The following is a 23,271-nucleotide window of genomic DNA, read 5'->3' on the forward strand; positions in this document are numbered from 1 at the left end:
CTCCTATTAACAGACTTTTCCCTATGTATAATATTAATATAGTAAAATCATAACAACCCATATTGCAGTTTCCAATAATATACTATATAATCAATTTAAGAAAACGTTTTCATGCAAAGGGGGAGAATTTCGTGTCGACTATAGAGGACGTGGCGAAATTAGCGGGGTTATCAAGGACAACGGTTTCTAGGGTGATTAATAATCATCCATATGTTTCAGATGAGAAGAAAAAAAGGGTTCAATTAGCAATGAAGCATTTAGGCTTCGTTCCTAATTCTGCGGCGAGAAGGCTTCGTAAACAAAAGACGGAAACAATTGCGGTGCTAGTTCCAAGGATTACAAATCCTTTCTTCAGTAGATTTATCGAAGCAATCGAGATTGCTGCTTCTGAACATAAATATAAACTGATTATTTGTCAAACAAGATATTTACCGGAAAAAGAGATGGAGTATTTACAATTATTATCTACGAAACAAGTAGATGGGATTATTCTATGTTCACTAGAAAATCCGTGGGAAGATGTAGAGCCATACTTACAGCACGGTCCAATCGTGTTATGTAATGAATATATTGAGGAAGCAAATGTTCCAACAGTGAAGTTTGATCATGCACAAGGAGCATACATAGCTGCTAAGCATGTGTTAGAACAAGGATATCGTAATCTTATTTTTTGCCGTGGAAACGAAACCAAAGTCGTTAGTCAACAGCGAAAAATGGGCTTTTTACGTGCTATAACGGAGAAGAGCCGACAAGTAGAAGCGATCGATTTTCTTGAAAACGCTTTCTCTTGGGATGATGGAAAGAGAATATTCCATGAAGTATTAAAGGACAAAAAAAATCCTACCGCGATTTTGGCAGGAGGCGACGAGGTTGCAGCTGGAATTATTTCAGAGGCAAAACGCCATGACTGGAGCATTCCAGATGATCTCGCTGTTATCGGTTTTGATAATCAAATATTATCACAGATTACAGAGCCAGGTATTACGACAATTGAACAGCCAATCGATGAGATGGCCCGAAAAGTTGTCGACCTGATGATGGATAAAATCCATACGAAAAATTATCGAAAAAAAGAATTGTATGAGTTTGAACTGGAGCTCTTGGTGAAAGGTTCAACGATGAAGGATACGATGTTATTAGCCTAGTAGACTATGTCTGCTAGGTTTTTTTATGTTCATAAACTACTATTCTTCGTGAACGCAGTCATCACATTTGTTATGGTATGCTTCGTGTTGCTCATCAATTTCTTTCCCGCAGTGCGCACAAGTTTTCGTCGGTAAATTTCTGAAAAACTCCATTGGTTGATCGATCATGTCAATCCCTCCATTTCCATTTCTTACTATCATTGTATTAGTACAAAAAACAAAAGTCAATAACTGTTTTATAACAAAATTGAAAATTAATGAAAAAGTTTAGGAAATGGATTATAGTTAACAATGTAGGATGTAAGTGAAACATGCATTCCTACTCGGTTTTAGAAAGGATGGATACATATGAAAATGACTGTTGTCGGCTTTTGGGGCGGCTTTCCAGAAGCGGGAGAAGCAACGTCGGGGTATTTGTTTGAGCACGATGGTTTTCGTTTACTTGTAGATTGTGGTAGTGGTGTACTAGCACAGCTTCAAAAATATATAACACCATCTGATATAGATGCAGTTGTACTTTCGCACTATCATCACGATCATGTTGCAGACATTGGGGTATTGCAATATGCGAGATTAATTATGAGCGGGGCGAAGGGGCAACTACCGGAATTACCAATATACGGTCATACGTTTGACGAGAATGGATTCTGTTCTTTAACGCATGAACCACATACGAAAGGAATCGCGTACAACCCAGAAGAAACACTTCAAGTTGGACCGTTCTCGATTTCATTCTTAAAAACTGTTCATCCTGTTACATGCTTTGCGATGCGTATTACAGCTGGTAGTGAGGCTGTAGTATATAGCGCGGATTCCAGTTATATTCCTGAATTTATTCCATTCACAAAAGATGCTGATCTTTTCATTTGTGAGTGTAATATGTATGCACATCAAGAGGCTGCAAAAGCAGGACATATGAATAGTACAGAAGTAGCAAGTATTGCGAAAGATGCGAATGTAAAAGAACTTTTATTAACGCACTTACCACATACAGGCAACACATCTGATTTAGTAACAGAAGCAAAACAAATTTTCAGTGGCCATATTACGCTAGCGCATAGTGGCTACGTATGGAACTCATGAGGTGATACGATGTTATTTATTGATAATAAAGGAATTACAGACCCTAGAATAAACTTAGCAATTGAAGAATATTGTGTGAAGAATTTAGATATTAACGAAACATATTTACTGTTCTACATTAACGAACCTTCTATTATCATTGGTAAAAACCAAAACACAGTAGAAGAAATTAATGCAGATTACGTAAAAGAAAAAGGGATTCATGTCGTTCGTCGTCTATCTGGCGGAGGCGCAGTATATCACGATTTAGGAAACTTAAACTTCAGCTTTATTACGAAAGATGATGGAGACAGTTTCAGCAACTTCAAAAAATTCACAGAGCCTGTAACGAAAGCGCTTGGTAAATTGGGCGTAAATGCAGAACTAAGTGGTCGTAACGACATCTTAGCTGAAGGTAGAAAAATTTCAGGTAACGCGCAGTTCTCAACGAAAGGTCGTATGTTCAGTCACGGTACGTTACTATTTGACTCTGAAATCGATCACGTCGTATCAGCGTTAAAAGTAAAAATGGATAAAATTCAATCAAAAGGCATTAAATCAATCCGTAGCCGCGTTGCGAACATTACAGAGTTCTTAAACGAAAAAATGACGACAGAAGAGTTTAGACAACTTCTTCTAGAAACAATTTTCGAAGGAGAAACAGAAATTCCAACGTATGAATTAACAGAAAATGATTGGAAAGAGATCCATAAACTTTCTGAAGAACGTTACCAAAATTGGGACTGGAACTACGGAAAATCTCCGAAGTTCAACTTACAACATTCACACCGCTTCCCAGTTGGACAAGTTGACGTTCGTCTTGAAGTGAAAAAAGGAACAGTAACAGAATGTAAAATTTACGGTGACTTCTTCGGTTCACTAGATGTACATGACATTGAAGAGCGTCTAACAGGTGTACAATTTGATAAAGATGCATTCACTGTAGCTTTGGAAGGCGTAGATATCGCGCGTTACTTCGGTAATATTACAACAGAAGATTTCTTACATTTATTCTTCTAAAAATGAGGGAGGCTGCCGTAACGGGCAGCCTCTTTTTTTTGCATAGATTGTCGCGTTTTTTCGGTAAGTCGATATAATTTCATTCACCATAAAATCATAGGATATTTGCCCCTTATAAAGGAATATATATATTCAAAAGGAGGCGAATCGAAATGAAAAGGGTAATGTACGTTGTATTATTGTTCAGCTTCGTTATTGGAATGACAGCTTGTAACGATGAAACGTCCTCAAGTCGCACACTTTTATCTATTGGAAAGCCTGCGAAGGATAATGTCATATATTTTACGCATACGGATAACAAACGAAAGATAGATGATATACAAACTATGTTTCAAAATAAGAAATGGAAAAGAAATGAAGCTTTTAGTACGATGAATAAAACGCCAGATCTTGTCTTGTCGATAGATGAGGCCAATACCGGGTTACCGACGTTATATGTTACATTGTTTTTTCATGAAAACGGAGCGGATGCACTCAACTTGTATGGGGAGCATACGAGCTTGAATAAAGAGGAACTAGAAAAACTTAGCGAAAAGATGAGTGCATATTATCCTGAAATGATTTTAGCCTTTGTTTCATCATTTGCTAATAAATAAAATTCCCTTATTATTCCAAAGGGAGTCGGTAGGAGGTGGTCGTTGTATATGCAATTAATGGAATATCACTTGCTACTTTAATTTTCTTTTAATATAATTAATTTAGAATTTTTAAATATTCTAAATTTTATAAAGGTGGGGTTTTTGTGAATCTCGTTCAATCTTTAGCTGAAACGGCGAAAAAGAAGGGGGATAAACCGGCTTATATATTTATGGATCAGTCGGTCTCGTATGACCAATTAAACAAAATGGTCACAAGGTTTTCTAGCAATTTAGCAGCAATGGGCATTGGAAAAGGGGACAATGTCGCATTAGTTGTTGGAAACTCACCACATTTTTTGGTCGGTTTATATGGAACAATGAAAGCTGGAGCAACAGTTATTCCAGTTAATCCAATTTATACAGCAGACGAAATGCATTACATTTTACAAAATGGAGATGTAAAAACAATTATCGTACTCGACGTCCTTCTACCTGTTATACAATCTCTTACAACAAGACTTCCTTCACTTGAAAACATCATCATATGCGAAACCTCATCAGATTTTAACCATACAGAAACCGAAAAAATGAAAACGTTTACGAGAATGGTAGGGGCTGGAGATGTAACTTACGAAGGCCCGGAGCTAGATGAAGAAGATGTAGCGGTTATTCTATACACTTCAGGCACAACTGGAAAACCGAAAGGCGCTATGTTAACACATAAAAATTTATATAGTAATGCGAGCGATGTGGCGTCGTATTTACAATATACGGCTGATGACCGCGTCGTTGCAGCACTGCCGATGTTCCATGTATTTTGTTTAACAGTGGCGGTAAATGCACCGATTGTGAACGGGGCGACTATTTTAATGTTACCGAAATTTAGTCCGAAAGAAGTATTCCGTATTTGTCGCACGTACGAACCAACGATTTTTGCTGGTGTACCGACGATGTACAATTACTTATATTTATTCGAAGAAGCAAGCGCAGAAGATGTGAAGACACTTCGTCTTTGTATTTCAGGTGGTGCGTCCATGCCTGTTGCTCTTCTACAAAACTTTGAAAAACGTTTTGACGTTATTGTTTCAGAAGGATACGGTTTATCAGAAGCATCACCCGTTACTTGTTTTAACCCGCTAGATCGTCCGCGTAAACCAGGATCAATTGGTACAAATATTTGGCATGTGGAAAACAAGATTGTGAACGAACTTGGGGAAGAAGTACCTGTTGGCGCAGTCGGTGAATTAATTGTTCGCGGACCTAACGTTATGAAAGGATACTATAACGCACCAGAAGATACAGCTGCGACATTGAAAGACGGCTGGCTGTATACAGGAGACTTAGCGAAAAGGGATGAAGAAGGTTACTTCTATATCGTTGATCGTAAAAAGGATATCGTCCTAGTTGGTGGTTATAACGTATACCCTCGTGAAGTAGAGGAAGTATTATATACACACGAATCTGTAGCAGAAGTTGTTGTAATTGGCGTTCCTGATGAAAACTTAGGAGAAGCAGTACGAGCGTACGTCGTTCTGAAACAGGCTCAAGTAACAGAAGAAGAACTGATGCATTATTGCACGTTACATTTAGCAAAATATAAAGTGCCAATGAGTATCGAATTTTTAACAGAATTGCCGAAGAATACGACGGGTAAATTGTTAAGAAGAGCGTTAAAAGAGAAAGCGATGCAATTATAAAAATAGGGGCAACCATCTTTATGAAGGTGGTTGCCTTTATATTTTTTAGAATTGGTTAAGCTATAGCCCCATATATTTAAACCGTAATATGACTAATAAGGAGGAGATATACGTGGAGAAAAAGGAATTACGTTTACGGAGAGTTCAATACTTGATTTGTGACATTATGGATGAAATGAATTCTGAAAATGAGAAGAAAAACTTAGAAATACTGCAGCAAGTCATTGATCATCTTTCAGGTGCGATAGGGGATTTAGTTGATCCATCAAGCTCGTATTCTATCGATTATTTAGAACGGAAAGTTCATACGGCGCATTATTTATTATTTAAAAATGAGCGAAAGGCGTATTTGTGCAGGAAATGATATTTTTTATTTGACATTGATAATCATTATCAATATGATAGTTATGTTGGGTATATTTATATAAAGGGAGATGTCATATTGATAATGATTAAGAAAAAATATATTAATGCATTCGTTATAGCAGCAACTTTAGCAGTTCCGCTAAGTGGTTTCAGTGCACCAATTGCAAAAGCAGATGTGATTGAAATGAAGGCAGCTAGTAAACTTGCAGATGGTACATATGATGTTATTTTAAAGACTTATAAAGATCAAACGAATGATACATCAGTTGCGTCTACATATTTAAAAAATCCAAAAGTAACCATTCAAGGTGATAAAAAAATCGTTACGTTAACAGTCCAAGATAGTAGTTATTTTCAGTACCTTAGAGTAGAAGATCCAAATAAATTAGGGACATTCCATGATGTAAAAGTAATCTCCGAAGATAAAGCGAATAACGGTACGAAAGTTGTTCAATTTGAAATCGGTGAGTTCTCGAAAAAATATAATATGCAAATGCATATATTAATTCCAGCAATTAAATATGATCATAAATATCAACTGCAGTTTGAAATAGATGCAAGTGCAATTGAACAGAAGCCTAAATTCTCAGATGTACCAGCTTGGGCACAAGAATCAGTTCAATATTTAGTTGATAAAGAAGCAGTGCACGGTAAGCCAGACGGTACATTTGCTCCGGCTGAAAATATCGATCGTGGCTCAGCTGCGAAAATATTAGCAACTGTTTTAGGGTTAGAAATTAAGCAAGATGCAAAGCCATCATTCCGTGATGCACAAAATCACTGGGCAACTCCATATATTGCCGCTGTTGAAAAAGCAGGTATTGTAAAAGGTGATGAGAAGGGCAACTTTAATCCAAGTGGGTTAATTAATCGTGCATCAATGGCTTCTATGCTAGTAAATGCATATAAATTAGAAAGAAATGAAAATGTTAAACTACCAAAAGAATTTGCTGATTTAAACAATCATTGGGGTGCGAAGTATGCGAATATTTTAATCCAAGAAAACATTTCAAATGGAACAGATAATGGCTGGGCTCCAGATAAAGTGGTAAGCCGCGCGGAAGCAGCACAATTTATTGCGAAGACGGATAAGTTGAAGAAATAAATGAAAACGTATACTAGATTTTGTATAAATAAAAAAGGAAGATTTGAACTTCAAATCTTCCTTTTTGCATTGTTATATATTCCTCCTCATCAACTCTCCAACCTGCGTCGCAACGTACTCAACATCATTATCAATTTCATCCAATACGTAAGATTCCAAAATGCACATGAAAGCTGTTCCTAAAAATTTTAAAACGATGAGCTTATCAATTTTTTTATTTACGGATGTATTTGTGTTTAATTTTTTTCTAGTTCACTCATGATGAACGTTAGGAACTTTTTCTGAAATGATAATGTGCTGTTGCTTCTGAATAACGCTGCGAAAAATGGTTTGTGTTCTTTGAAGTATTCAAACCATATGACAGTTCCTTCTATATAGCCTTTTGTTTTGAATTACATCTCTAATTGTTAGGTTTGCATCTAGCAGTTAGAGGTTTTTATTGTGAAGGTTGCTGTGCTTAATATTTACGTTAAACGTGCATAACAAGATATAATAGAAGAAATCAATAAGGAGGCTATCAGTGAAAAATTTTCGTTATCTCAATATATTTACTATTTTAATTGTATACACACTACTCATGTTATACATCGGCTGGAACGGTTGGGTTTGGCTTCATGCGGTGTTTGGCTGGGAATCTTGGGGATATTACGCTTTCGTAGTCGGATTTATTTCATATGCGTACATTCTCGTGCAAGTGTTTAAGTTCTTGCCATTTCTACGAACGATAGGTTCGATTTGGTTTGCGGTCATACAATATGCGCTTATGCTGTTGCCGTTAGCAAATATTACGGTCTTTCTTTTACAGTTTTCAGTGGAGAAAGAAGCGGCAATTATTTGGACAGGAACGGCCGTGTTACTTGCATTTATCTTTATTTTTGCATATGGGGTATTCAACGCATATAGCCCAGTAGTTAGAAAGTACGAGGTGCACATCCCGAAAAAAGTAGAGGGACGTAAAAGCTTACGCATTGCGATGGCTTCTGATATGCATTTCGGTAAATTATCTGGCGTTTCGCATTTAAAAAGACTTGTCCGTCATGTAAATGAGATGGAGCCTGATATTATTTTACTGCCAGGTGATATTATCGATGATCATCCAGGTGTGTTCATTCAAAAAAATATGGGACCAATTATGAAACAAATGAAAGCTCCACTAGGCGTATATGGTGTGTTAGGAAACCACGAATATTACGGACGAGCGGTTCCTGAATTTTTACAAGAGATGGATAAGATTGATATTCGTATTCTGTTAGATGAAGTGATTACAATTGAAGATCATTTTTATCTCGTTGGAAGAAGAGATAAAACAGAGCGAGATCGTCAAAGCTTTGAAAATCTAATGAGTACGGTAGATAAATCTATGCCAGTTATCGCAATGGATCACCAACCATTTGAGTTGAAACAAGCAGCGGATGCTGGTGTTGATTTACTATTATCAGGTCACACGCACCGCGGACAAATGGCGCCGAATCATATTGTAACGAGAAGAATGTACGAGCTAGACTGGGGATACGCACAAAAAGGTGCATTCCACGCGATTGTTTCTTCTGGTTTCGGATTCTGGGGACCACCGCTTAGACTTGGAAGTAGATCTGAGATTGTGCAGGTGGAAGTTACGTTTGAATAGCGGGCTAAAGAGAAAAGGACTGATAAAAGTCAGTCCTTTTCTCTTTCATTTTTTCTAAAATCATACGTGTCCGTCTCTACATGTAATTTATGTTTATTAATCATTACTGTATGATCGTCTAACCACTGTGCAGTTGCATCTTCTTCACGATAATTCCAGTATATATTTTTCGTGTTCATAAATTTTTTATTATTTGCTACAAGCTCTCCTCTTATAGCAAAGCTAGTCGTTGCGCCGCCATTATGCCTGTATATATGTAAAGTATACGTTTTATCTGGTGAGTGTATGGATTGAATTTTTTCACCGCCTGAAACCCCAGATAAAGTAAAGAACTTCCAATATCCTAAACTAATTAATACAATAATGATGAATAGAATGGTGAAGAAAATCTTTTTCATGTTTCCCCTCTTTTCCTTGACGGCCATACCTGTATTAAATCAAAAAAGAATAAAACTGGAAATATTATCATTTTTCTCGCTGGAATATGTATGCTCCTATTTCTAACGTAATGTTCGCAATTCAAATGAATTAAAAGAAATAACAGACATGTATAATATACAATAATTATAAAATTATATAAAAATATTTAGATTTAATATTTTTGTTGATGTCGATTTCATAAAAGAGGTACGATTAGAAGACTCTGCTGAAATAAAGGGGGGATTATAAGTGGTTATATCAGATGTTATTTACGGTGAGTTTAAAGTGGATCAAGTAGTAGAAGAATTAATTTTAAGCAAGCCTGTGCAAAGACTAAAAGGTATTCATCAAAATGGCGCAAGTTACTTAATAAATGAGAACTGGAATGTAACGCGCTTTGATCATTCAGTTGGTGTTATGTTGTTGGTTAAAAAACTTGGTGGTTCAGTAGAAGAACAAATTGCAGGATTACTGCATGACGTATCACATACCGCTTTTTCCCACGTGATTGATTACGTTTTTCATAATGAGGGGGAAAGTTATCATGAAGAGATATTTAGTTCTGTCGTGAAAAACTCAGAAATTCCAGCGATCCTTTCAAAGTATGGTTATAACTATGAAGATATTTTGTTAGATGATTCGAAATGGACGCTACTTGAAAGGTCAGCACCAGAATTATGTGCAGACAGAGTGGATTATACATTACGAGATATGTATACATATGGGTATGTTTCTTTAGAAGAAGTTCACAGCTTTTTAGAGGATGTCATCGCTGTAGATGGGAAAATGGTTCTTCAAAGTGTCGGAATGGCAGAATGGTTTACAGAAACGTATTACAAAGAAGTAATTGATTTCTTTATGAAACCAATGAATATTTACGGAAACGACATGTTAGCGAAAACGCTAAAGCTAGCTCTTCATAAAAGGATTATTTATGCAGATGACTTTCTTCTTGAAGATGATGAGCTTATTTCGAAATTGCAGCAATGTAATGATTCAGAAGTACATGCTTTATTAAGAAAAATTCATCCGAATGTAAACGTAAAAGAAGATAGAAACGATTATGATTTGGATCAGAAAAATAAAGTGCGTCTCATTAATCCGCCGTTACTTCATGAAGGTAAAGTTGTTTCATCGTCTGTCGTATCAGAAAACATAAGACAGATGAGTGAAATTGCTTATGAAAAAGCGGTGAGAGGGATGTATGTGAAAGTGATTTCGGATTAAAAAGGAGAGCATATCTTTGCTCTCCTTTTCCTCATTAATAATCAAACCAATTCCAAACCTCAATATCTCCAAGAGTCGCATAACGAACGTGCGACGAGTTTTGTAATTTTAATAACTCTTTCGATGGACCAGTAATGACAATCCCGTATACTTTAACGCCGTTATCTTTTACATACTGATAGCGCTTATCTAAATTCAGCTCTTTTTCAGGAGTTCGAGTAGTTTTACTTACAGTTTCTTTATGTGTAGAAAGAATGTGCATCATTTCGATTACTTCATCTTCTTTTGTCTTTGGTCGTATTGCTTCATTATCAGGGAGATTTATATGTTCTGAAAATCCTATAATTTCTCCACCATGTAGGATGAAATCCTCCTCATCTATTCTCTCTTGTCCTGTGTCTAAAGCGTACCATAAAGGAGTCGGCGGCATTTCTTGTGCTTCAAATGCGCTATATAGAATTGATTCGACTTCTTGTAAAGTGTAAGCTTTATCGAAAGATATCGCTACTTCTGCAACGGTCCCCTCATGTATCTTTCCAAGTGTATCCCAAACTTTTTTAGATGATTCTTTCAAAGAAGCTTCTTCCTTGATTTTTGGATGAACAAAGGAAAGTTTTTTTGAATAGGGTTTATTTTCCCAAGATGGATTTTTGGCAGTTATAGATGATAAGAAACTACGCGTTGTTACTGTCCCGATTAGAAATTCTTTTTTGCCGACCGTTTTATATAAATTCAGTTCATTTTCTGTACGGAAAAAGGGTTTAACCTTCGTACTTCCTCCAGCGGAACAACTATTTGGCATTGTTGCTTCTAGTGCGAGTGCTGGTATATCATCTACTTTCCCTAAGTTTTTCATTTCGTTCGAATAGAAGTAAAAGGAAGATGAAAAATGACCAATAAAATAGATTGCAATACAAACAGCAAGGACAAAACTAACGGTTTGCCAACGCTGTTTCCATTTTATTTTCCAAAATGGGACTTTCAAATTTTGTGGTGGTAGTCTTTTCTTTATTGGTTCACTTTTTGAAAGCAACTCATCTAAGTAAGCTTCACACTCTTCACATGTCTCAATATGACTTTCTAACTCTTCTTGTTCATCATGCGTGAGCGTTCCGTTTTCGTATTTCTCCCATAGTTTTTTAAACTCTGTACAACCCATTATTATCACTCCTTTATGCTTTTCGTTTCTTTTCGTCCTCGGTGTAATTCAATTTTCACTTTCGCTAGTGAGAGACCAGTCATTTCGGCTATTTCCTTATACGAGAATCCGTAGTAATCTCGTAGTAACAGGACATTTCGTCTTTCAAGAGGAAGAGAAGATAAACTGTCTAACCAACTAGCAATCTCGTGTTTTACGAAATAAGAGCGCTCTGTACTTGGTACGTTCGGTAAATGGAACTCTTCAACTGTCGTTGTTTTATATCTTTTTTCTTTTCGATACCAATCGATAAAGGCGTTGTAGGCAATCGTAAATAACCACGGCCTAATTTCTTCTCCTTTATAATAGTCAATATGGACGAGCATTCGATAAAATGTTTCTTGCATGAGATCTTCCGCGTAGTGGGAATCTCCGGTTAGGGAGAGAAGATAGCGAAATAAAGTTTGCATATGTTCGGAGTAAATTTCTTCTAATGATTGTTTGCGTTTCACTACATTTCCCTCCCTTCATACATAACAACGAAATACATATAAAAAAGTTACATTTGTTTTTGAAATTATAGTAAAAAACGTCAAGAATTGGATAGGATTCTCTTTTATCATAATACATATAAGGCGGGTGAACAGAGATGGAAAGCTATGAAACACAAATTCAAAGGTCAATTGATTATATTGAAGAAGATGTCATGGAAAAACAGACGCTGCGTAATTTAGCACGTATTGCAGGTTTTTCTGAGTCGCATTTTCATCGTGTATTTCAGGCGTTAGTAGGTGATACAGTAATGGAGTATGTTCGAAAGAGGAGGTTAGCCCGGGCAGCTTATCAACTTTCTCATACGGATGAAAAAGTTATTGATATCGCATTTGAGCATGGCTTTCAATCTCACGAAACGTTCACGAGAGCCTTTAAAAAAATATTTCAAATGACACCGAGTGAATATCGAAAACAAGAAATTGAAACGCCGATGTATTACAGTGTAAATGTAAAGCAAAGAAAATTAAATCCGTATTTAGGAGGCATACAAATGGAATATCGTATTGTAAATAAACCAGAATTTTTAATGGCGGGTTATGAACTGAAGACGACAAGTAAAGAAGGGAAAAACCATCAAGACATCCCAGCATTTTGGCAAGAATATTTACAAAAAGATCTTGGAACAACGATTCCGAATCGTAAAGATACGAGCCAATGGGTAGAGCTTGGATTATGTACTGATTTTAATTTAGAAACAGGGGACTTCACTTATATTATCGGAATGGAAGTTACAGGTTTTGAAAATGTACCAAATGAAGTTGCGAAGCGTACTTTCCCAGCAGCGACGTATGCTGTATTTACAACGCCGAAAGTTCCTCATGAAGAAATGGTAGCGTCTATTCACCAAACGTGGAATGCAGTATTCTCAGAATGGTTCCCGCATTCAGGATACGAACATTGCGGCGTTAATGAATTTGAACTATACGATGAGCGTTCCCATGCAGATAAAAGCGAGTTCGCTCAAATTGAACTTTGGATACCGGTGAAGAAGAAGTAATAGGATAAGAGCGAATCATTGGGAGATGGTTCGCTTTTTTATAAAGGGGAAATGGGAAGATGTTCAAAAAATTAGAATGTGTATCTATACATACAAAGGATATAGAAAAATCAGTTTCTTTTTATAAAGAAATGGGAATGAAGCAAAACTGGGTTATAGAAAGAGAATTAGAAGAAGGGGTTATTTGGACGTTAATAGGATTGAAGTTTCCAGATGAGAAAAGTTCGGAGTTAGTAATAAGTAATCATCCGGATATTCATTTTATGGAAGTCGAAGTATTAGTAGAAGATGTGCAACAAACGTATGAAAGTTTAAAAGATAATAAAGATGTTAAATGGATTCGCGCACCATTTCCAACAGAATCAGGACACGTTGCGGTAATGGAAGCACCTGATGAGAATGTGTTTGTGTTAGTAGGGAAATAGCTAAAATATGGAGATAACCTTTCATAGTGAGCTGTGAAAGGTTATTTTGTATGGTAAGGAGAAAGGATTGTTATTGTCGGTAAATCGATATAATTTCATTTGCCATCAAACTCCCCAATAAGAAAAGACGCCACATAGCGCCTTTTCTACGAATGAAACGGGAACACAAGTATAATCGTCGTTCCTTTTCCAAGTTCGCTATCAATAGAAATTGCTCCGTTATGAGCATGAACGAGCTGTTTCGTAATAGCGAGGCCAAGTCCAGTTCCGATGTTGCTTTCTTCTGTATTTGTTCCTCTGTAATATCGCTCAAATAGAAGTTCTTTCGTTTTGTCATCCATTCCTTTTCCGTTATCTGAAATAGAGAGTGTGAATGAAGTAGCGTTTTGGGAAAGCTTTACGATGACATTTGTCGTTTCATTATTATGCTTTACAGCGTTTACGAGTAAGTTTTCGATAATACGCTGGAACCATTTTTCTTCAATAAAATATTGAATTTTGTTTGAGCTTGGTACGAATTCAATATTTTGATTTTGAAGTGTCGGATTATTAATAAATTGTAATAATACTTTTTGGACGAATTGATTCATTTCAATGTTTACGTGCTGCGCAGGAAGACTGTTATTTTTTAATTGATACGTTAAGCTTAAGTCATCAATTAATGTCGTCATATATTGAGATTTCTCTTTCATAACGCTGCCGAATTGTTGAATGTCACGATCAGTCCAGTTATACTGCTGTGATTCTAGTAATAATGCGTAGCCATATATAGAGCTAAGTGGTGTTTTTAAATCGTGTGTGAGACCGGTAATCCATTCTTCACGTGTTTGCTGCAGTACTTGCCTCATTGCATCATTTTTTTTGAGTGTAATAGAAAGGTGCTCTAGTGAATTTGTAACATCACTAAATAAGCGGAACGACCATTTCTCTTTACCAGATCGCCGGAATCTGACAGTTTTCCCTTTTTTACTAACAGGCTCTTCGTACTTTCCACCAGCTATATTTTTAAGCCAGCGCATCGCATGTAATAACGGTTTTCCAAATTTATTACCGTACCAAATAGAAAGAATGACTAGATAAACAAATACGATAAGAAGGATTAATCCGCATCCGATTAGAAACTTTTTAGTAAATACATCGTCTATTTCATCATCTGGGTAGTAGTACTCATTTTTGGCAGTTACAACAAGAAGATGATTGCTATCTGTGTCGTAAAAGCTAGACGTGTTTTCTTTATGATTCCACGGTTCCTTTTCGCTAAGAGCAGTTTGTATGACAGAAAACGGTTTTTTCTTTCCATCTGGATAGGAGAATACTTCTTCGCCATCACGATTAAAGATTTGAAGTGTTGCTTTTTCTTTAGAAAGTAACTGTTGTTCTTCTTCTGTTAATGTGAACGTATCCGTAGATACAGAAGGGTGCTCTTTTTGTATCGTTTTCAGTAATACATTGCTTTTTAACGTACTGCCATAAATAACAAGTACGTTCTTTTCTTCTAATTCAATTTCCCAATATGTAAATGTATAAGGGCTTTCTATGTGATTCTGTATATATGAGAATAATGATACTTTCGTATAAGATGTTGGCACGTCACTTGGTGTATTAAAGTGATAGAGAACTTTTCCGTTTTCCTCTACAACTTGAATCCAATCATTTTTCTCTTTAATTAAGTCTTTTACTTCAGCTTTCAACGAAATATTGCCATCTTCTGAGGAGATATATCTTGCAATCATAAAATTATCAGCATCTGGAATGTTCGGTTCGTATGAAGTACTCGTAACAAGAAAAATTAAATAAGTGAATGCAGCTACTACAGCAATCAGTAATGTAACTAAAACAAATACGTGTTGCATGATAAACTGGATAATAAGTCGTTTATTAAAGTTCATATCGTCACCCTACTTTGTAATAAACTTATAGCCAAGTCCGCGAACGGTTTTTATATATTCTGGTTTACTTGGGTCTTGTTCAATTTTTTCACGTAGTTTTCGAATGTGAACCATAACGGTATTATCATCGCCATTATAGGCAGGTGCTCCCCAAACTTTTTCATATATTTCTTCTTTCGAAAATACGTAGTTCGGATTCTCGCAAAAGAAGAGTAGTAGCTGAAATAGCTGGGCGGAACATTCGACAACACGTCCATTTACTGTAAGTTCTGCGGAATATGGATCTATTTCAAATCTGCCAAATGAACTGGATTGTGCTTTTGGTTCATGTGGTACTGCTGGTTTCATATGTCTTCGGAGTTGTGCTTTCATACGAGCTACTACTTCAAGTGGATTAAATGGCTTCGTAATATAATCATCTGCACCGTGTGAAAATCCAGATATTTTATCTAAATCAGATGTTTTAGCTGTGAGGAAGAAGATCGGGCAATCTGTTTTCTGGCGAATGATGGGACAAATATCAAAACCAGATTGTCCAGGAAGCATGACATCTAAAATAATTAAATCGTAATCGTTTTTTTCGGTGAGAGATAAAGCTATTTCAGCGGATGTTGCAGTTGTAATATGAGAAAAACCTTCTTTTTCAAGAATGGTAGTTAGTAATTGTAAAATTGCTGTTTCATCATCAACGAGCAAAATATTTGCTTCATACATAAAAATCCCTCCTAATTTCCTCGAATATCATATCATCTTTCTGTAACTTATGGAATTTTTAAGGAAATTTTAAGGTTTTCTTTCTCAAAAAATTAAGAATCAAATGATATGATAAAAGTAACATAGGGGAGGAGATGAGTGTGAATCCGTTTCAAACGATGCGAGCTAGATATTTTTTAATTGTATTTGCACTATTAACTTTAGTTGCAAGAGCCAGTAATGAATTGATAGAAAATACATTTCATATGCAAAATTCTACTTTTATAAATATTCTTATATTCTATATTCTTCCGATTACGTGGATTTTTTATGAATATAGAAAACACCGTGTTTCCTTTTCATTATTTATTAATAAAAATGAAACATTTAACTTGGTGCAAGTTTTATACATTGCAATTATGTTAGCTGTGTTTAGTTATGGATACCTTATTTTGTACATGTATAGCTTTGCATGGATTACACCGGAATTTATTATGAATGCATTACGTGAACCGGTTATTGATAGCACAGGGGGATATGTATATCAAATTATTATGGTCGTGTTCATCGCACCAATTATTGGTGAATTTGTTTTTCGGGGATTTTTACTGCAACGCTTTGCAGCAAAATGGGGAACGAGTATAGCGATCATTGTAGTAGCGATGTTGTTTGCGTTGCTACATGTTGATTTTCTAGGCGCAGTAGTATTTAGTGTTGTACTATCAATCGTATATATTCGTACAAATAGCTTACTCATGCCAATTGCTATTCACATGTTAAACAATGCATTTGTAATCGGTGCTTCTTTTTTAATAAATAAAGAAGAGATAATGAGTTTTGCAGATTTCTCAAATTATACGACGTTCTTTCCAGGACTTATTATTTTTATAGCGGGATTAAACTTAGTACTCATCTTTTTATTTGTTAACCGCAAATATTGGAATAAAGAAATGCCAGCTATATATGTAGAGCAAGAAAAGAGCTTTTCAGATGTAGTGGGGAGTAAATGAGATGAAGAAGACGATTGAAAAAATATTGAAAGACATTATAGATGCTACGTCTATTACAGATATGTGTGATAAAAGCGTTTGTCATTGGCTTCAACCTGTAGTAGATACGATTGTGTTTCCAGAGTATTATTTGTTCTCTAGTAATCATTTGAAAGAAAATATTATTTCTCTTCTTATTGTGCTAGGGGTTTTACTAATATTTGGTCTAATAGTAGAAGAAATGATGAAGCGCATCTTCAGAAAGAATGAAGAGAAGTATATGTGGGTTCATAAAGTATTCGAGAAAGTAATAGTGGCTTTCCTTTTGTTTTATAGTATGAAAACAATCATTTACGTTATAGCTTTGAAACATCATTAATTCGAAATTTGAAAGGGATGTATAAAATTATATGAATGAAACAATATCATCAAATAAGTTTTTTTATTTGATTTTGCTTAGTATTGTGCTGATCACGACAGTCAATGTTATTCTTCGCTGGGAGGAAGCTTATTTCTTTATGTATTTAGCACTTCATTTGTTAGGAATATTATGTATAAGCGGCGGAATAGTTTCTGAAAAAAAGAGTGAAGAAAGCATTAATTATATGTGTGTGACCGGTCTAATTTTACTATTAGCAGTACAAGGTATTATGAAATATAGTTCTTTTTCTTTACAAGATTTTAGTTTATTAATGGATGTACTTCCTTAAGGGGGCGCGTTATGTTATCTAAGAAGCAAATAGGATACGTACTAGTTTTAATTGGTTTTTTTACGCTTATTGTAACGACGTTATTTTTTCAAGACTATGAATATATACGCTATATAAAAGGCGCTGGTTTCATATGTTGGGTTGTAAGTATATTTCTTATCCCAGATTATGAACCGAAGAAAGTGTCTAAAGGTAGGTAAAACTCTTCTTTTTGTAGAAGAGTTTTTTTATGTAAATAGAAGGTTCTCGAGCAATTCGCATAATAAGCTTGTTCTAATTTAGCATGTACGAACTTACAATAATAATAGACAGGCAGCATAGAGGAGGGAATAGCGTGAGGAAGGTTATTGGGTGGTCGCTTTTTTTGTACGTTGGGTTTGCGTTGCTTATATATTGGTATTTATTTGGATGGAATCATGAACTGATTCCGGACATGTATAAAGGAACAAAGGCAGATCCAGAAACGTTTATGAATGCAAGAGAGCTTACGCTAAGCCAAGATTATTCGCGCGTGAAAAACTTACTGTACTTTTTAGCGACGCCTCTGGAATGGATTATTTTATTATTTGTACTTGTGCTCGGTGTTTCAAGAAAGTTTGAGAAATGGTCGAAGGAAACGACGAAAATAAGTGTTCTGCAAGTTGCGATTTATTTCTTTTATTTATCGTTACTCACAACAGTTCTTGCCCTGCCAATGCAATGGATTAGCCGAAAAGTGTCCGTTGATTACGGCATTTCAACGCAAAGTACACAAAGCTGGATAAAAGATCACGTAATCGATTTTTGGGTGAATTATGCGACGATGTTACTCATTGTTACTGTTTTGTTATGGCTTATTCGTAAATTTCCGAAGCGATGGTGGCTAGCAGGATGGGCGCTCTCTGTACCATTTACAATCTTTTTAACATTTGTGCAGCCAGTCGTTATTGACCCACTTTATAATGACTTCTCGACGCTACAAAATAAAGAATTAGAAACGAAAATTTTAGCACTTGCAGATAAAGCTGATATTCCATCTGAACACGTATATGAAGTGAATATGTCAGAAAAAACGAATGCGTTAAATGCATACGTAACAGGACTTGGAAAAAATCTTCGCATTGTAATGTGGGATACAACGCTTAAGCAATTAAAAGATAAAGAGATTTTGTTTATAATGGCCCATGAAATGGGGCATTATGTTATGAAACATATATATTGGGGCGTTGCGAGTTATGTATTGCTATCGTTTATAGGGATGTATTTCATTAGCCGTATTATAAATATGTGTATTCGAAAATGGGGAGATACGCTGCAAATTTCAAAAGCAGCATGTTTCTCAATTTTACCTTTATTTTTCTTAATTTCTTCTGTACTTTCTTTTGCATCGCAGCCAGCAACAAATTATGTTTCTCGTATAGAAGAACGAGCAGCAGATCAATATGCTTTAGACATGACGAAGGACGGGAAATCTGGTGTGAAAACGTTCCAATATTTATCAAAAACGAGTTTAAGCCAAGTAAATCCGCCTGCGTTAGTGAAGTTTTTCTTATACACACATCCACCAATTTTCGAAAGAATTCATACGTTTGAACAATATGAAAAAGAAAAGAAGCAGTAGTGTACTGCTTCTTTTTTATGCTTCATTCGAGTTTTGGAAAATTATAGTGTATAATATATGGAATATTCAGTTAAAAGTTTAGGAGGTTAATATTTTGTTTCATTCAAAATCAATGCCGGCTATAAAAATGATCCTTTCGATGTCTATTTTTGGATCAATTGGATTTTTTTCTGTTCAAACAGGTTTACCGTCTTTTGAGTTAGTATTCGTTCGTTGCATTTGTGCGACTATATTTTTAGCATTATGTTGGCTCGTAACAGGACAGTATAAAAATGAGAAATGGAATAAAAAAGAAGTAATGCAAATATTAGCATGCGGTGTATTTCTCGTTTTTAACTGGGTATTTCTATTTAAAGCGTTTGAAGTTATGTCGATTACAATTGCGATTTCAGTTTACCACCTTGCACCTATTATCGTATTAATGATTGGTAGTATTGTATTTAAAGAGAGACTTACAGTATTTGCGGTTATGTCCATTGTCATTTGTTTTATAGGTACAGTTTTAGTAGCTGGAGTAGATGGAAGTCTATCGCTCGAAAAACTGATGTCATCTGGAATGGTATGGGCACTTCTTGCAGCTGTATTTTATGCTTTTACCACTTTATTAGGAAAAGGAATTCAGCATACGAGCGCATATGCAATGACATTTTTACAAACGTTTTTAGGTATATTTTTATTGCTACCATTCATAGATTTTGGCAAGTTCCAAGGGTTAACAGAGATGAACTGGATGATGATTACAGCGACAGGTCTTATACATACTGGATTTGTATATTACTTATTTTTTGACAGTTTAAGAGATTTATCGACGAGATTAATTTCTGTATTAGTGTTCTTAGATCCTGCGGTTGCAATACTATTAGATACAGTCTTTACCGGGTTTAGACCGACTAGTATGCAAGTAGTAGGAATTGTTCTTATATTTGTAGGGATGGCATTTACTTTTCGAAAAACGAAGGAGGAAAAAATAGCGATAAAAGAAAATTTGCATTCTGAATTTTAAATATTTTCACCTACATTCTATTGATAATTCCCTAATTTTTTGTACAATAAAATCGTAGGAAAATAAAGGGAAAAGTGGGTGGGGGAGATGAAAAAGCTAGTAAAGATAATGACATCATTAACTTTAATGGGAGGAATATTCGTAAGTGTAAATGGTGTGTCTGCAAATGCAGATGTTATCCAAAAATCTGGTCAGATGATAGAGTTTGATGATGTAACAACAGATCATTGGGCGTGTGATGATATTAAATATTTAGTATATCATCGAATTATGTTTGGATATGGAAATGGTAAGTTTGGTATAGAAGATCATATAACACGTGAACAAGCAGCGGCAGTATTATACCGCGCACTTCATGTAAAAGGAACTGCGGATATTGGGAATCCATATAGAGATATTAGTGTGAAATCAACCATGTTCCCTTACGAAATTTTACGCTTAACACAGCTTGGTATTTTTAAAGGAGACGAAAATGGAGATTTCCGTCCGAAAGCAACACTGACTCGTGCAGAGTTATCACAAGTTTTAACGAAAGCATATGAGTTGAAAACAAAGCGTCCGCATACATTTACAGACATACCAGAAAACTATTGGGCAAGAGATGCAATTAGCGCATTACAGTCTAATAAAGTGGTGGTTGGAACGGGAGATGGCAAGTTCGAGCCTGAAATGCTTGTTACACGCGGGCAATTTGCGAAATTTTTAAAACGATCCATTGATAATTCTCCAGGGAAAATGGAATAGAGAAAGAGAAAGCTCATAATCTGTAGAGGAGGCATCTTCTGCTCATTATGAGCTTTTATTAATAGATAGGTTATTATTTTCGTATGTTGTAGTCCAGTTGATATCCTTTGTCGAAACGTCGATATACACGGAGTAACAACATATATTGGCGGTTTTTGTCTAGAAAATGAACTTTAAAAATGTGAAGGATTTCTTTTTAAAAAAGTAGAATATTTAATGTATAGAAACACCTTTAAATGACCATAGGAAAGGGATATGATTTGCGTACAATTCGGTATAAAAATTGAAATTGAGAGCGAATTGGCTCTCCTTTAGTAGTGATTTTCACAATAATAGATTTTTTAAATGTAATATATTGCATAATGGGTGCGGAGGCAACATATGTAATATTGGAAAGGATTTCAGTCTATTATTTTCCGTTTTATTAAATGGAGATAAAGGGGAGAGGGCAATGAAAAAGAACATGTTACGTATAATGGCAACGGTAACTATTATGGGCGGCTTGTTTGTAAGTACAAATGTACCAAACGTAAAAGCAGAAGAATATCCAGAAATGATTGTGTTTGATGATGTTCCAGTAAATTACTGGGCATATGACGATATAATGGACGTAGTATACAATAAAGTAATGTTAGGCTATGGAAATGGTAAGTTTGGTGTAGGAGATAATGTTACGCGAGAACAAGTAGCAGCAGTACTTTATCGTACATTGGATTTGAAAAAAGAAGGACCTTTAAAAAATCCATACAAAGATATTTCTGAGAGGGCAACAATGTTTTTAGATGAAATTTTAGTATTAACAGAGCATGGTATTTTTAAAGGGGACGAAAAAGGAAACTTTAGACCAGCCGCACCAGTAACACGTGCAGAGATGGCGCAAATTCTTACGAATGCATTTACATTTGAGGTGAAGAAGAACCATACATTTAAAGATGTACCAAATAATCATTGGGCAAAAAATGCGATTAGTGCACTGCAGTCTAATCATGTCATAGTAGGAACAGGAAATGGGAAATTTGAACCGAATACAGTTGTAACACGCGAGCAATATGCAACGTTTTTAAATAGAGCTGTTATTAATTTTAATTTGAAGGATGAAGACTATTAAAGTTAAAATACAAAAAACCATTTAATTTAATAGTAGGTTATAGATAATATATAAATATAGTGAATAAAAAGAAGGGATGTGATTTTTTACATTCCTCCTTTTTATTTTTAATCTATATACTGTGTTTTTATACTTCTATTTATAGTGGAGTAACCATTTGAAATAATCGTGTTTTTACGGATGGTCGATCTGTAATCTACCTCGCGTATCTCCGTTTTCTTTCGGTGGGGATGTTATTGACCTCAAATGGTGGGAGAAAGAAAATAAGCGTGAAAAGTGATTGGTTATATACTTATTTTATGCGCAAAAAAACATGTTGTATCACCTTGATTATCAATGAAGTGTAAAGGAAATTAAGTGAATTATGATTCACAATTTGGACAATAATTATATGAATAAATGCATTGTTACTCTTTTGCTAATTCTTTATATTAGAAAAAAATAAACTTTGATTAGGGAGAGAGTACTTTGAAGAAAAAAATTCTAAAAGTAGCAACAGCTTTAACAATTATGGGTGGAGTAGCATTTAGTGCTGAAGGGACTACAGCAAAAGCTGAAGTAGCTGCAAAGCCACAACAAACAAGTCAAGCTATCTTTAAAGATGTACCAGCAGGACATTGGTCTTATGAAGCAATTCAAACTTTAGCAGAACAAGAGATTATGCTTGGTTATGGAAACGGGATGTTTGGTTTTGGACATAATGTAACTCGTGAACAAGTAGCAGCTTTAATTTATCGTGCACTGGATCTTGATGAAGAATTTGGTGAAGATGAGGAACTAGAAAGCCCATATAATGATATTGTTGATGATAACTCAACGATGTTTCCGTTCGAAGTGTTAGCAGTAACAGAATTCGGTATCTTTACAGGTGACGAGAAAGGGAACTTCAGACCAAAAGATACGTTAACACGTGCAGAAATGGCGCAAGTTCTTACGAGAGCATTTGGATTAAAGGTACAAGGACCAGCAGGATTTAAAGATGTACCAAAGGGACATTGGGCAGAAAATGCGATTAATGCAGTAGGTTCAAATGGTATTTCAATAGGAGATGGAGAGGGTAACTTCGCTCCGAACATGGAAGTAACACGTGAACAATATGCGCAGTTCTTATTTAGAGCACTTTAATAAAAAAGGGATCAGTGTTGTATAACACTGATCCTTTTTTTGTGTGTA

General features: G+C 35.4%; 26 protein-coding genes and 1 pseudogene. 20 read left to right on the forward strand and 7 right to left on the reverse strand.

Annotation, left to right across the window (positions count from 1 at the left end; genetic code table 11):
* The first annotated feature begins 131 nt into the window (after nucleotides 1–131).
* Entirely contained in the window at nucleotides 132–1,145 is a 1,014-nt protein-coding gene (locus FS742_RS15460; RefSeq protein WP_144613409.1) for a LacI family DNA-binding transcriptional regulator, read from the forward strand.
* Nucleotides 1,146–1,184: 39 nt separating this feature from the next.
* Here the strand turns inward: FS742_RS15460 and yhfH are convergent, their stop codons facing one another.
* A complete protein-coding gene (yhfH, locus tag FS742_RS15465; protein ID WP_000567010.1) occupies nucleotides 1,185–1,313 on the reverse strand; it encodes a protein YhfH in 129 nt (42 codons plus the stop codon).
* 180 nt (nucleotides 1,314–1,493) lie between these two features.
* Between yhfH and FS742_RS15470 the strand changes: the two genes are divergently transcribed.
* From FS742_RS15470 to FS742_RS15495, 6 genes are all read left to right on the forward strand, one after another.
* Complete coding sequence (locus FS742_RS15470) at nucleotides 1,494–2,228, forward strand: MBL fold metallo-hydrolase (protein WP_144613410.1); 735 nt, start codon at nucleotides 1,494–1,496, stop codon at nucleotides 2,226–2,228.
* A 9-nt stretch (nucleotides 2,229–2,237) separates the two neighbouring features.
* Complete coding sequence (locus FS742_RS15475; protein WP_016088968.1) at nucleotides 2,238–3,227, forward strand: lipoate--protein ligase; 990 nt, start codon at nucleotides 2,238–2,240, stop codon at nucleotides 3,225–3,227.
* 152 nt (nucleotides 3,228–3,379) lie between these two features.
* A complete protein-coding gene (locus FS742_RS15480; RefSeq protein WP_144613412.1) occupies nucleotides 3,380–3,823 on the forward strand; it encodes a hypothetical protein in 444 nt (147 codons plus the stop codon).
* A 146-nt stretch (nucleotides 3,824–3,969) separates the two neighbouring features.
* Entirely contained in the window at nucleotides 3,970–5,502 is a 1,533-nt protein-coding gene (locus FS742_RS15485; RefSeq protein WP_144613414.1) for a fatty acid--CoA ligase family protein, read from the forward strand.
* A 112-nt stretch (nucleotides 5,503–5,614) separates the two neighbouring features.
* Complete coding sequence (locus FS742_RS15490) at nucleotides 5,615–5,866, forward strand: hypothetical protein (RefSeq protein ID WP_144613416.1); 252 nt, start codon at nucleotides 5,615–5,617, stop codon at nucleotides 5,864–5,866.
* Nucleotides 5,867–5,950: 84 nt separating this feature from the next.
* Nucleotides 5,951–6,973, forward strand: coding sequence for an S-layer homology domain-containing protein (locus FS742_RS15495; RefSeq protein ID WP_144613895.1), 1,023 nt, complete (start codon nucleotides 5,951–5,953; stop codon nucleotides 6,971–6,973).
* Between the two features lie 72 nt (nucleotides 6,974–7,045).
* On the opposite strand, the pseudogene FS742_RS15500 reads toward FS742_RS15495, so the two are convergent.
* Nucleotides 7,046–7,362 (reverse strand): annotated as a pseudogene (locus FS742_RS15500) (TetR-like C-terminal domain-containing protein); the annotation flags it as partial.
* A gap of 131 nt (nucleotides 7,363–7,493) precedes the next feature.
* On the opposite strand from FS742_RS15500, the gene FS742_RS15505 reads away from it, so the two are divergent.
* Nucleotides 7,494–8,600, forward strand: coding sequence for a metallophosphoesterase (locus FS742_RS15505; RefSeq protein WP_144613418.1), 1,107 nt, complete (start codon nucleotides 7,494–7,496; stop codon nucleotides 8,598–8,600).
* A gap of 29 nt (nucleotides 8,601–8,629) precedes the next feature.
* On the opposite strand, the gene FS742_RS15510 is transcribed toward FS742_RS15505, so the two are convergent.
* Nucleotides 8,630–8,998, reverse strand: coding sequence for a DUF5412 family protein (locus FS742_RS15510; protein ID WP_144613420.1), 369 nt, complete (start codon nucleotides 8,996–8,998; stop codon nucleotides 8,630–8,632).
* 271 nt (nucleotides 8,999–9,269) lie between these two features.
* Here FS742_RS15510 and FS742_RS15515 point away from each other — a divergent pair, with 271 nt between their 5' ends.
* Nucleotides 9,270–10,247 carry an HD domain-containing protein gene (locus FS742_RS15515; RefSeq protein WP_144613421.1) on the forward strand — a complete coding sequence of 326 codons (978 nt, stop codon included), beginning with the start codon at nucleotides 9,270–9,272 and terminating at the stop codon, nucleotides 10,245–10,247.
* Between the two features lie 34 nt (nucleotides 10,248–10,281).
* Here the strand turns inward: FS742_RS15515 and FS742_RS15520 are convergent, their stop codons facing one another.
* Both FS742_RS15520 and FS742_RS15525 read right to left on the reverse strand, forming a co-directional pair.
* Nucleotides 10,282–11,406, reverse strand: coding sequence for an anti-sigma factor (locus FS742_RS15520; protein WP_144613423.1), 1,125 nt, complete (start codon nucleotides 11,404–11,406; stop codon nucleotides 10,282–10,284).
* Nucleotides 11,407–11,411: 5 nt separating this feature from the next.
* Complete coding sequence (locus FS742_RS15525) at nucleotides 11,412–11,897, reverse strand: RNA polymerase sigma factor (protein ID WP_144613425.1); 486 nt, start codon at nucleotides 11,895–11,897, stop codon at nucleotides 11,412–11,414.
* A gap of 137 nt (nucleotides 11,898–12,034) precedes the next feature.
* Between FS742_RS15525 and FS742_RS15530 the strand changes: the two genes are divergently transcribed.
* Together FS742_RS15530 and FS742_RS15535 are read left to right on the forward strand one after the other, a co-directional pair.
* A complete protein-coding gene (locus FS742_RS15530) occupies nucleotides 12,035–12,937 on the forward strand; it encodes an AraC family transcriptional regulator (RefSeq protein WP_144613426.1) in 903 nt (300 codons plus the stop codon).
* A 59-nt stretch (nucleotides 12,938–12,996) separates the two neighbouring features.
* Nucleotides 12,997–13,362 carry a VOC family protein gene (locus FS742_RS15535; RefSeq protein WP_144613428.1) on the forward strand — a complete coding sequence of 122 codons (366 nt, stop codon included), beginning with the start codon at nucleotides 12,997–12,999 and terminating at the stop codon, nucleotides 13,360–13,362.
* A gap of 146 nt (nucleotides 13,363–13,508) precedes the next feature.
* Here FS742_RS15535 and FS742_RS15540 read toward each other — a convergent pair whose 3' ends face one another.
* Both FS742_RS15540 and FS742_RS15545 read right to left on the reverse strand, forming a co-directional pair.
* Nucleotides 13,509–15,251, reverse strand: a complete 1,743-nt coding sequence (locus FS742_RS15540) for a sensor histidine kinase (RefSeq protein ID WP_144613430.1) — start codon at nucleotides 15,249–15,251, stop codon at nucleotides 13,509–13,511.
* Nucleotides 15,252–15,260: 9 nt separating this feature from the next.
* Entirely contained in the window at nucleotides 15,261–15,965 is a 705-nt protein-coding gene (locus FS742_RS15545) for a response regulator transcription factor (RefSeq protein ID WP_144613432.1), read from the reverse strand.
* Nucleotides 15,966–16,105: 140 nt separating this feature from the next.
* On the opposite strand from FS742_RS15545, the gene FS742_RS15550 reads away from it, so the two are divergent.
* The 9 genes from FS742_RS15550 (at nucleotide 16,106) to FS742_RS15590 (ending at nucleotide 23,223) form a co-directional block, all read left to right on the forward strand.
* Entirely contained in the window at nucleotides 16,106–16,954 is an 849-nt protein-coding gene (locus FS742_RS15550) for a CPBP family intramembrane glutamic endopeptidase (RefSeq protein WP_186327183.1), read from the forward strand.
* Between the two features lies 1 nt (nucleotide 16,955).
* On the forward strand, nucleotides 16,956–17,312 hold the full coding sequence (locus tag FS742_RS15555; RefSeq protein WP_144613435.1) for a hypothetical protein: 357 nt from the start codon (nucleotides 16,956–16,958) through the stop codon (nucleotides 17,310–17,312).
* 31 nt (nucleotides 17,313–17,343) lie between these two features.
* Nucleotides 17,344–17,643 carry a hypothetical protein gene (locus FS742_RS15560; RefSeq protein WP_144613437.1) on the forward strand — a complete coding sequence of 100 codons (300 nt, stop codon included), beginning with the start codon at nucleotides 17,344–17,346 and terminating at the stop codon, nucleotides 17,641–17,643.
* A gap of 11 nt (nucleotides 17,644–17,654) precedes the next feature.
* A complete protein-coding gene (locus FS742_RS15565; protein ID WP_144613439.1) occupies nucleotides 17,655–17,843 on the forward strand; it encodes a hypothetical protein in 189 nt (62 codons plus the stop codon).
* 134 nt (nucleotides 17,844–17,977) lie between these two features.
* Nucleotides 17,978–19,243: a M48 family metallopeptidase gene (locus tag FS742_RS15570; protein ID WP_144613440.1), complete on the forward strand. Its 1,266-nt coding sequence runs from the start codon at nucleotides 17,978–17,980 to the stop codon at nucleotides 19,241–19,243.
* A 94-nt stretch (nucleotides 19,244–19,337) separates the two neighbouring features.
* Complete coding sequence (locus FS742_RS15575) at nucleotides 19,338–20,246, forward strand: DMT family transporter (protein ID WP_144613442.1); 909 nt, start codon at nucleotides 19,338–19,340, stop codon at nucleotides 20,244–20,246.
* 87 nt (nucleotides 20,247–20,333) lie between these two features.
* Nucleotides 20,334–20,990, forward strand: a complete 657-nt coding sequence (locus tag FS742_RS15580) for an S-layer homology domain-containing protein (protein WP_186327184.1) — start codon at nucleotides 20,334–20,336, stop codon at nucleotides 20,988–20,990.
* Between the two features lie 451 nt (nucleotides 20,991–21,441).
* Nucleotides 21,442–22,098, forward strand: a complete 657-nt coding sequence (locus FS742_RS15585) for an S-layer homology domain-containing protein (protein WP_144613445.1) — start codon at nucleotides 21,442–21,444, stop codon at nucleotides 22,096–22,098.
* Nucleotides 22,099–22,566: 468 nt separating this feature from the next.
* Entirely contained in the window at nucleotides 22,567–23,223 is a 657-nt protein-coding gene (locus tag FS742_RS15590) for an S-layer homology domain-containing protein (RefSeq protein WP_144613447.1), read from the forward strand.
* Nucleotides 23,224–23,271 lie beyond the last annotated feature (48 nt).

The organism is Bacillus cereus, from assembly GCF_007678085.1.
Classification (GTDB): Bacteria; Bacillota; Bacilli; order Bacillales; family Bacillaceae_G; genus Bacillus_A; species Bacillus_A cereus_BE.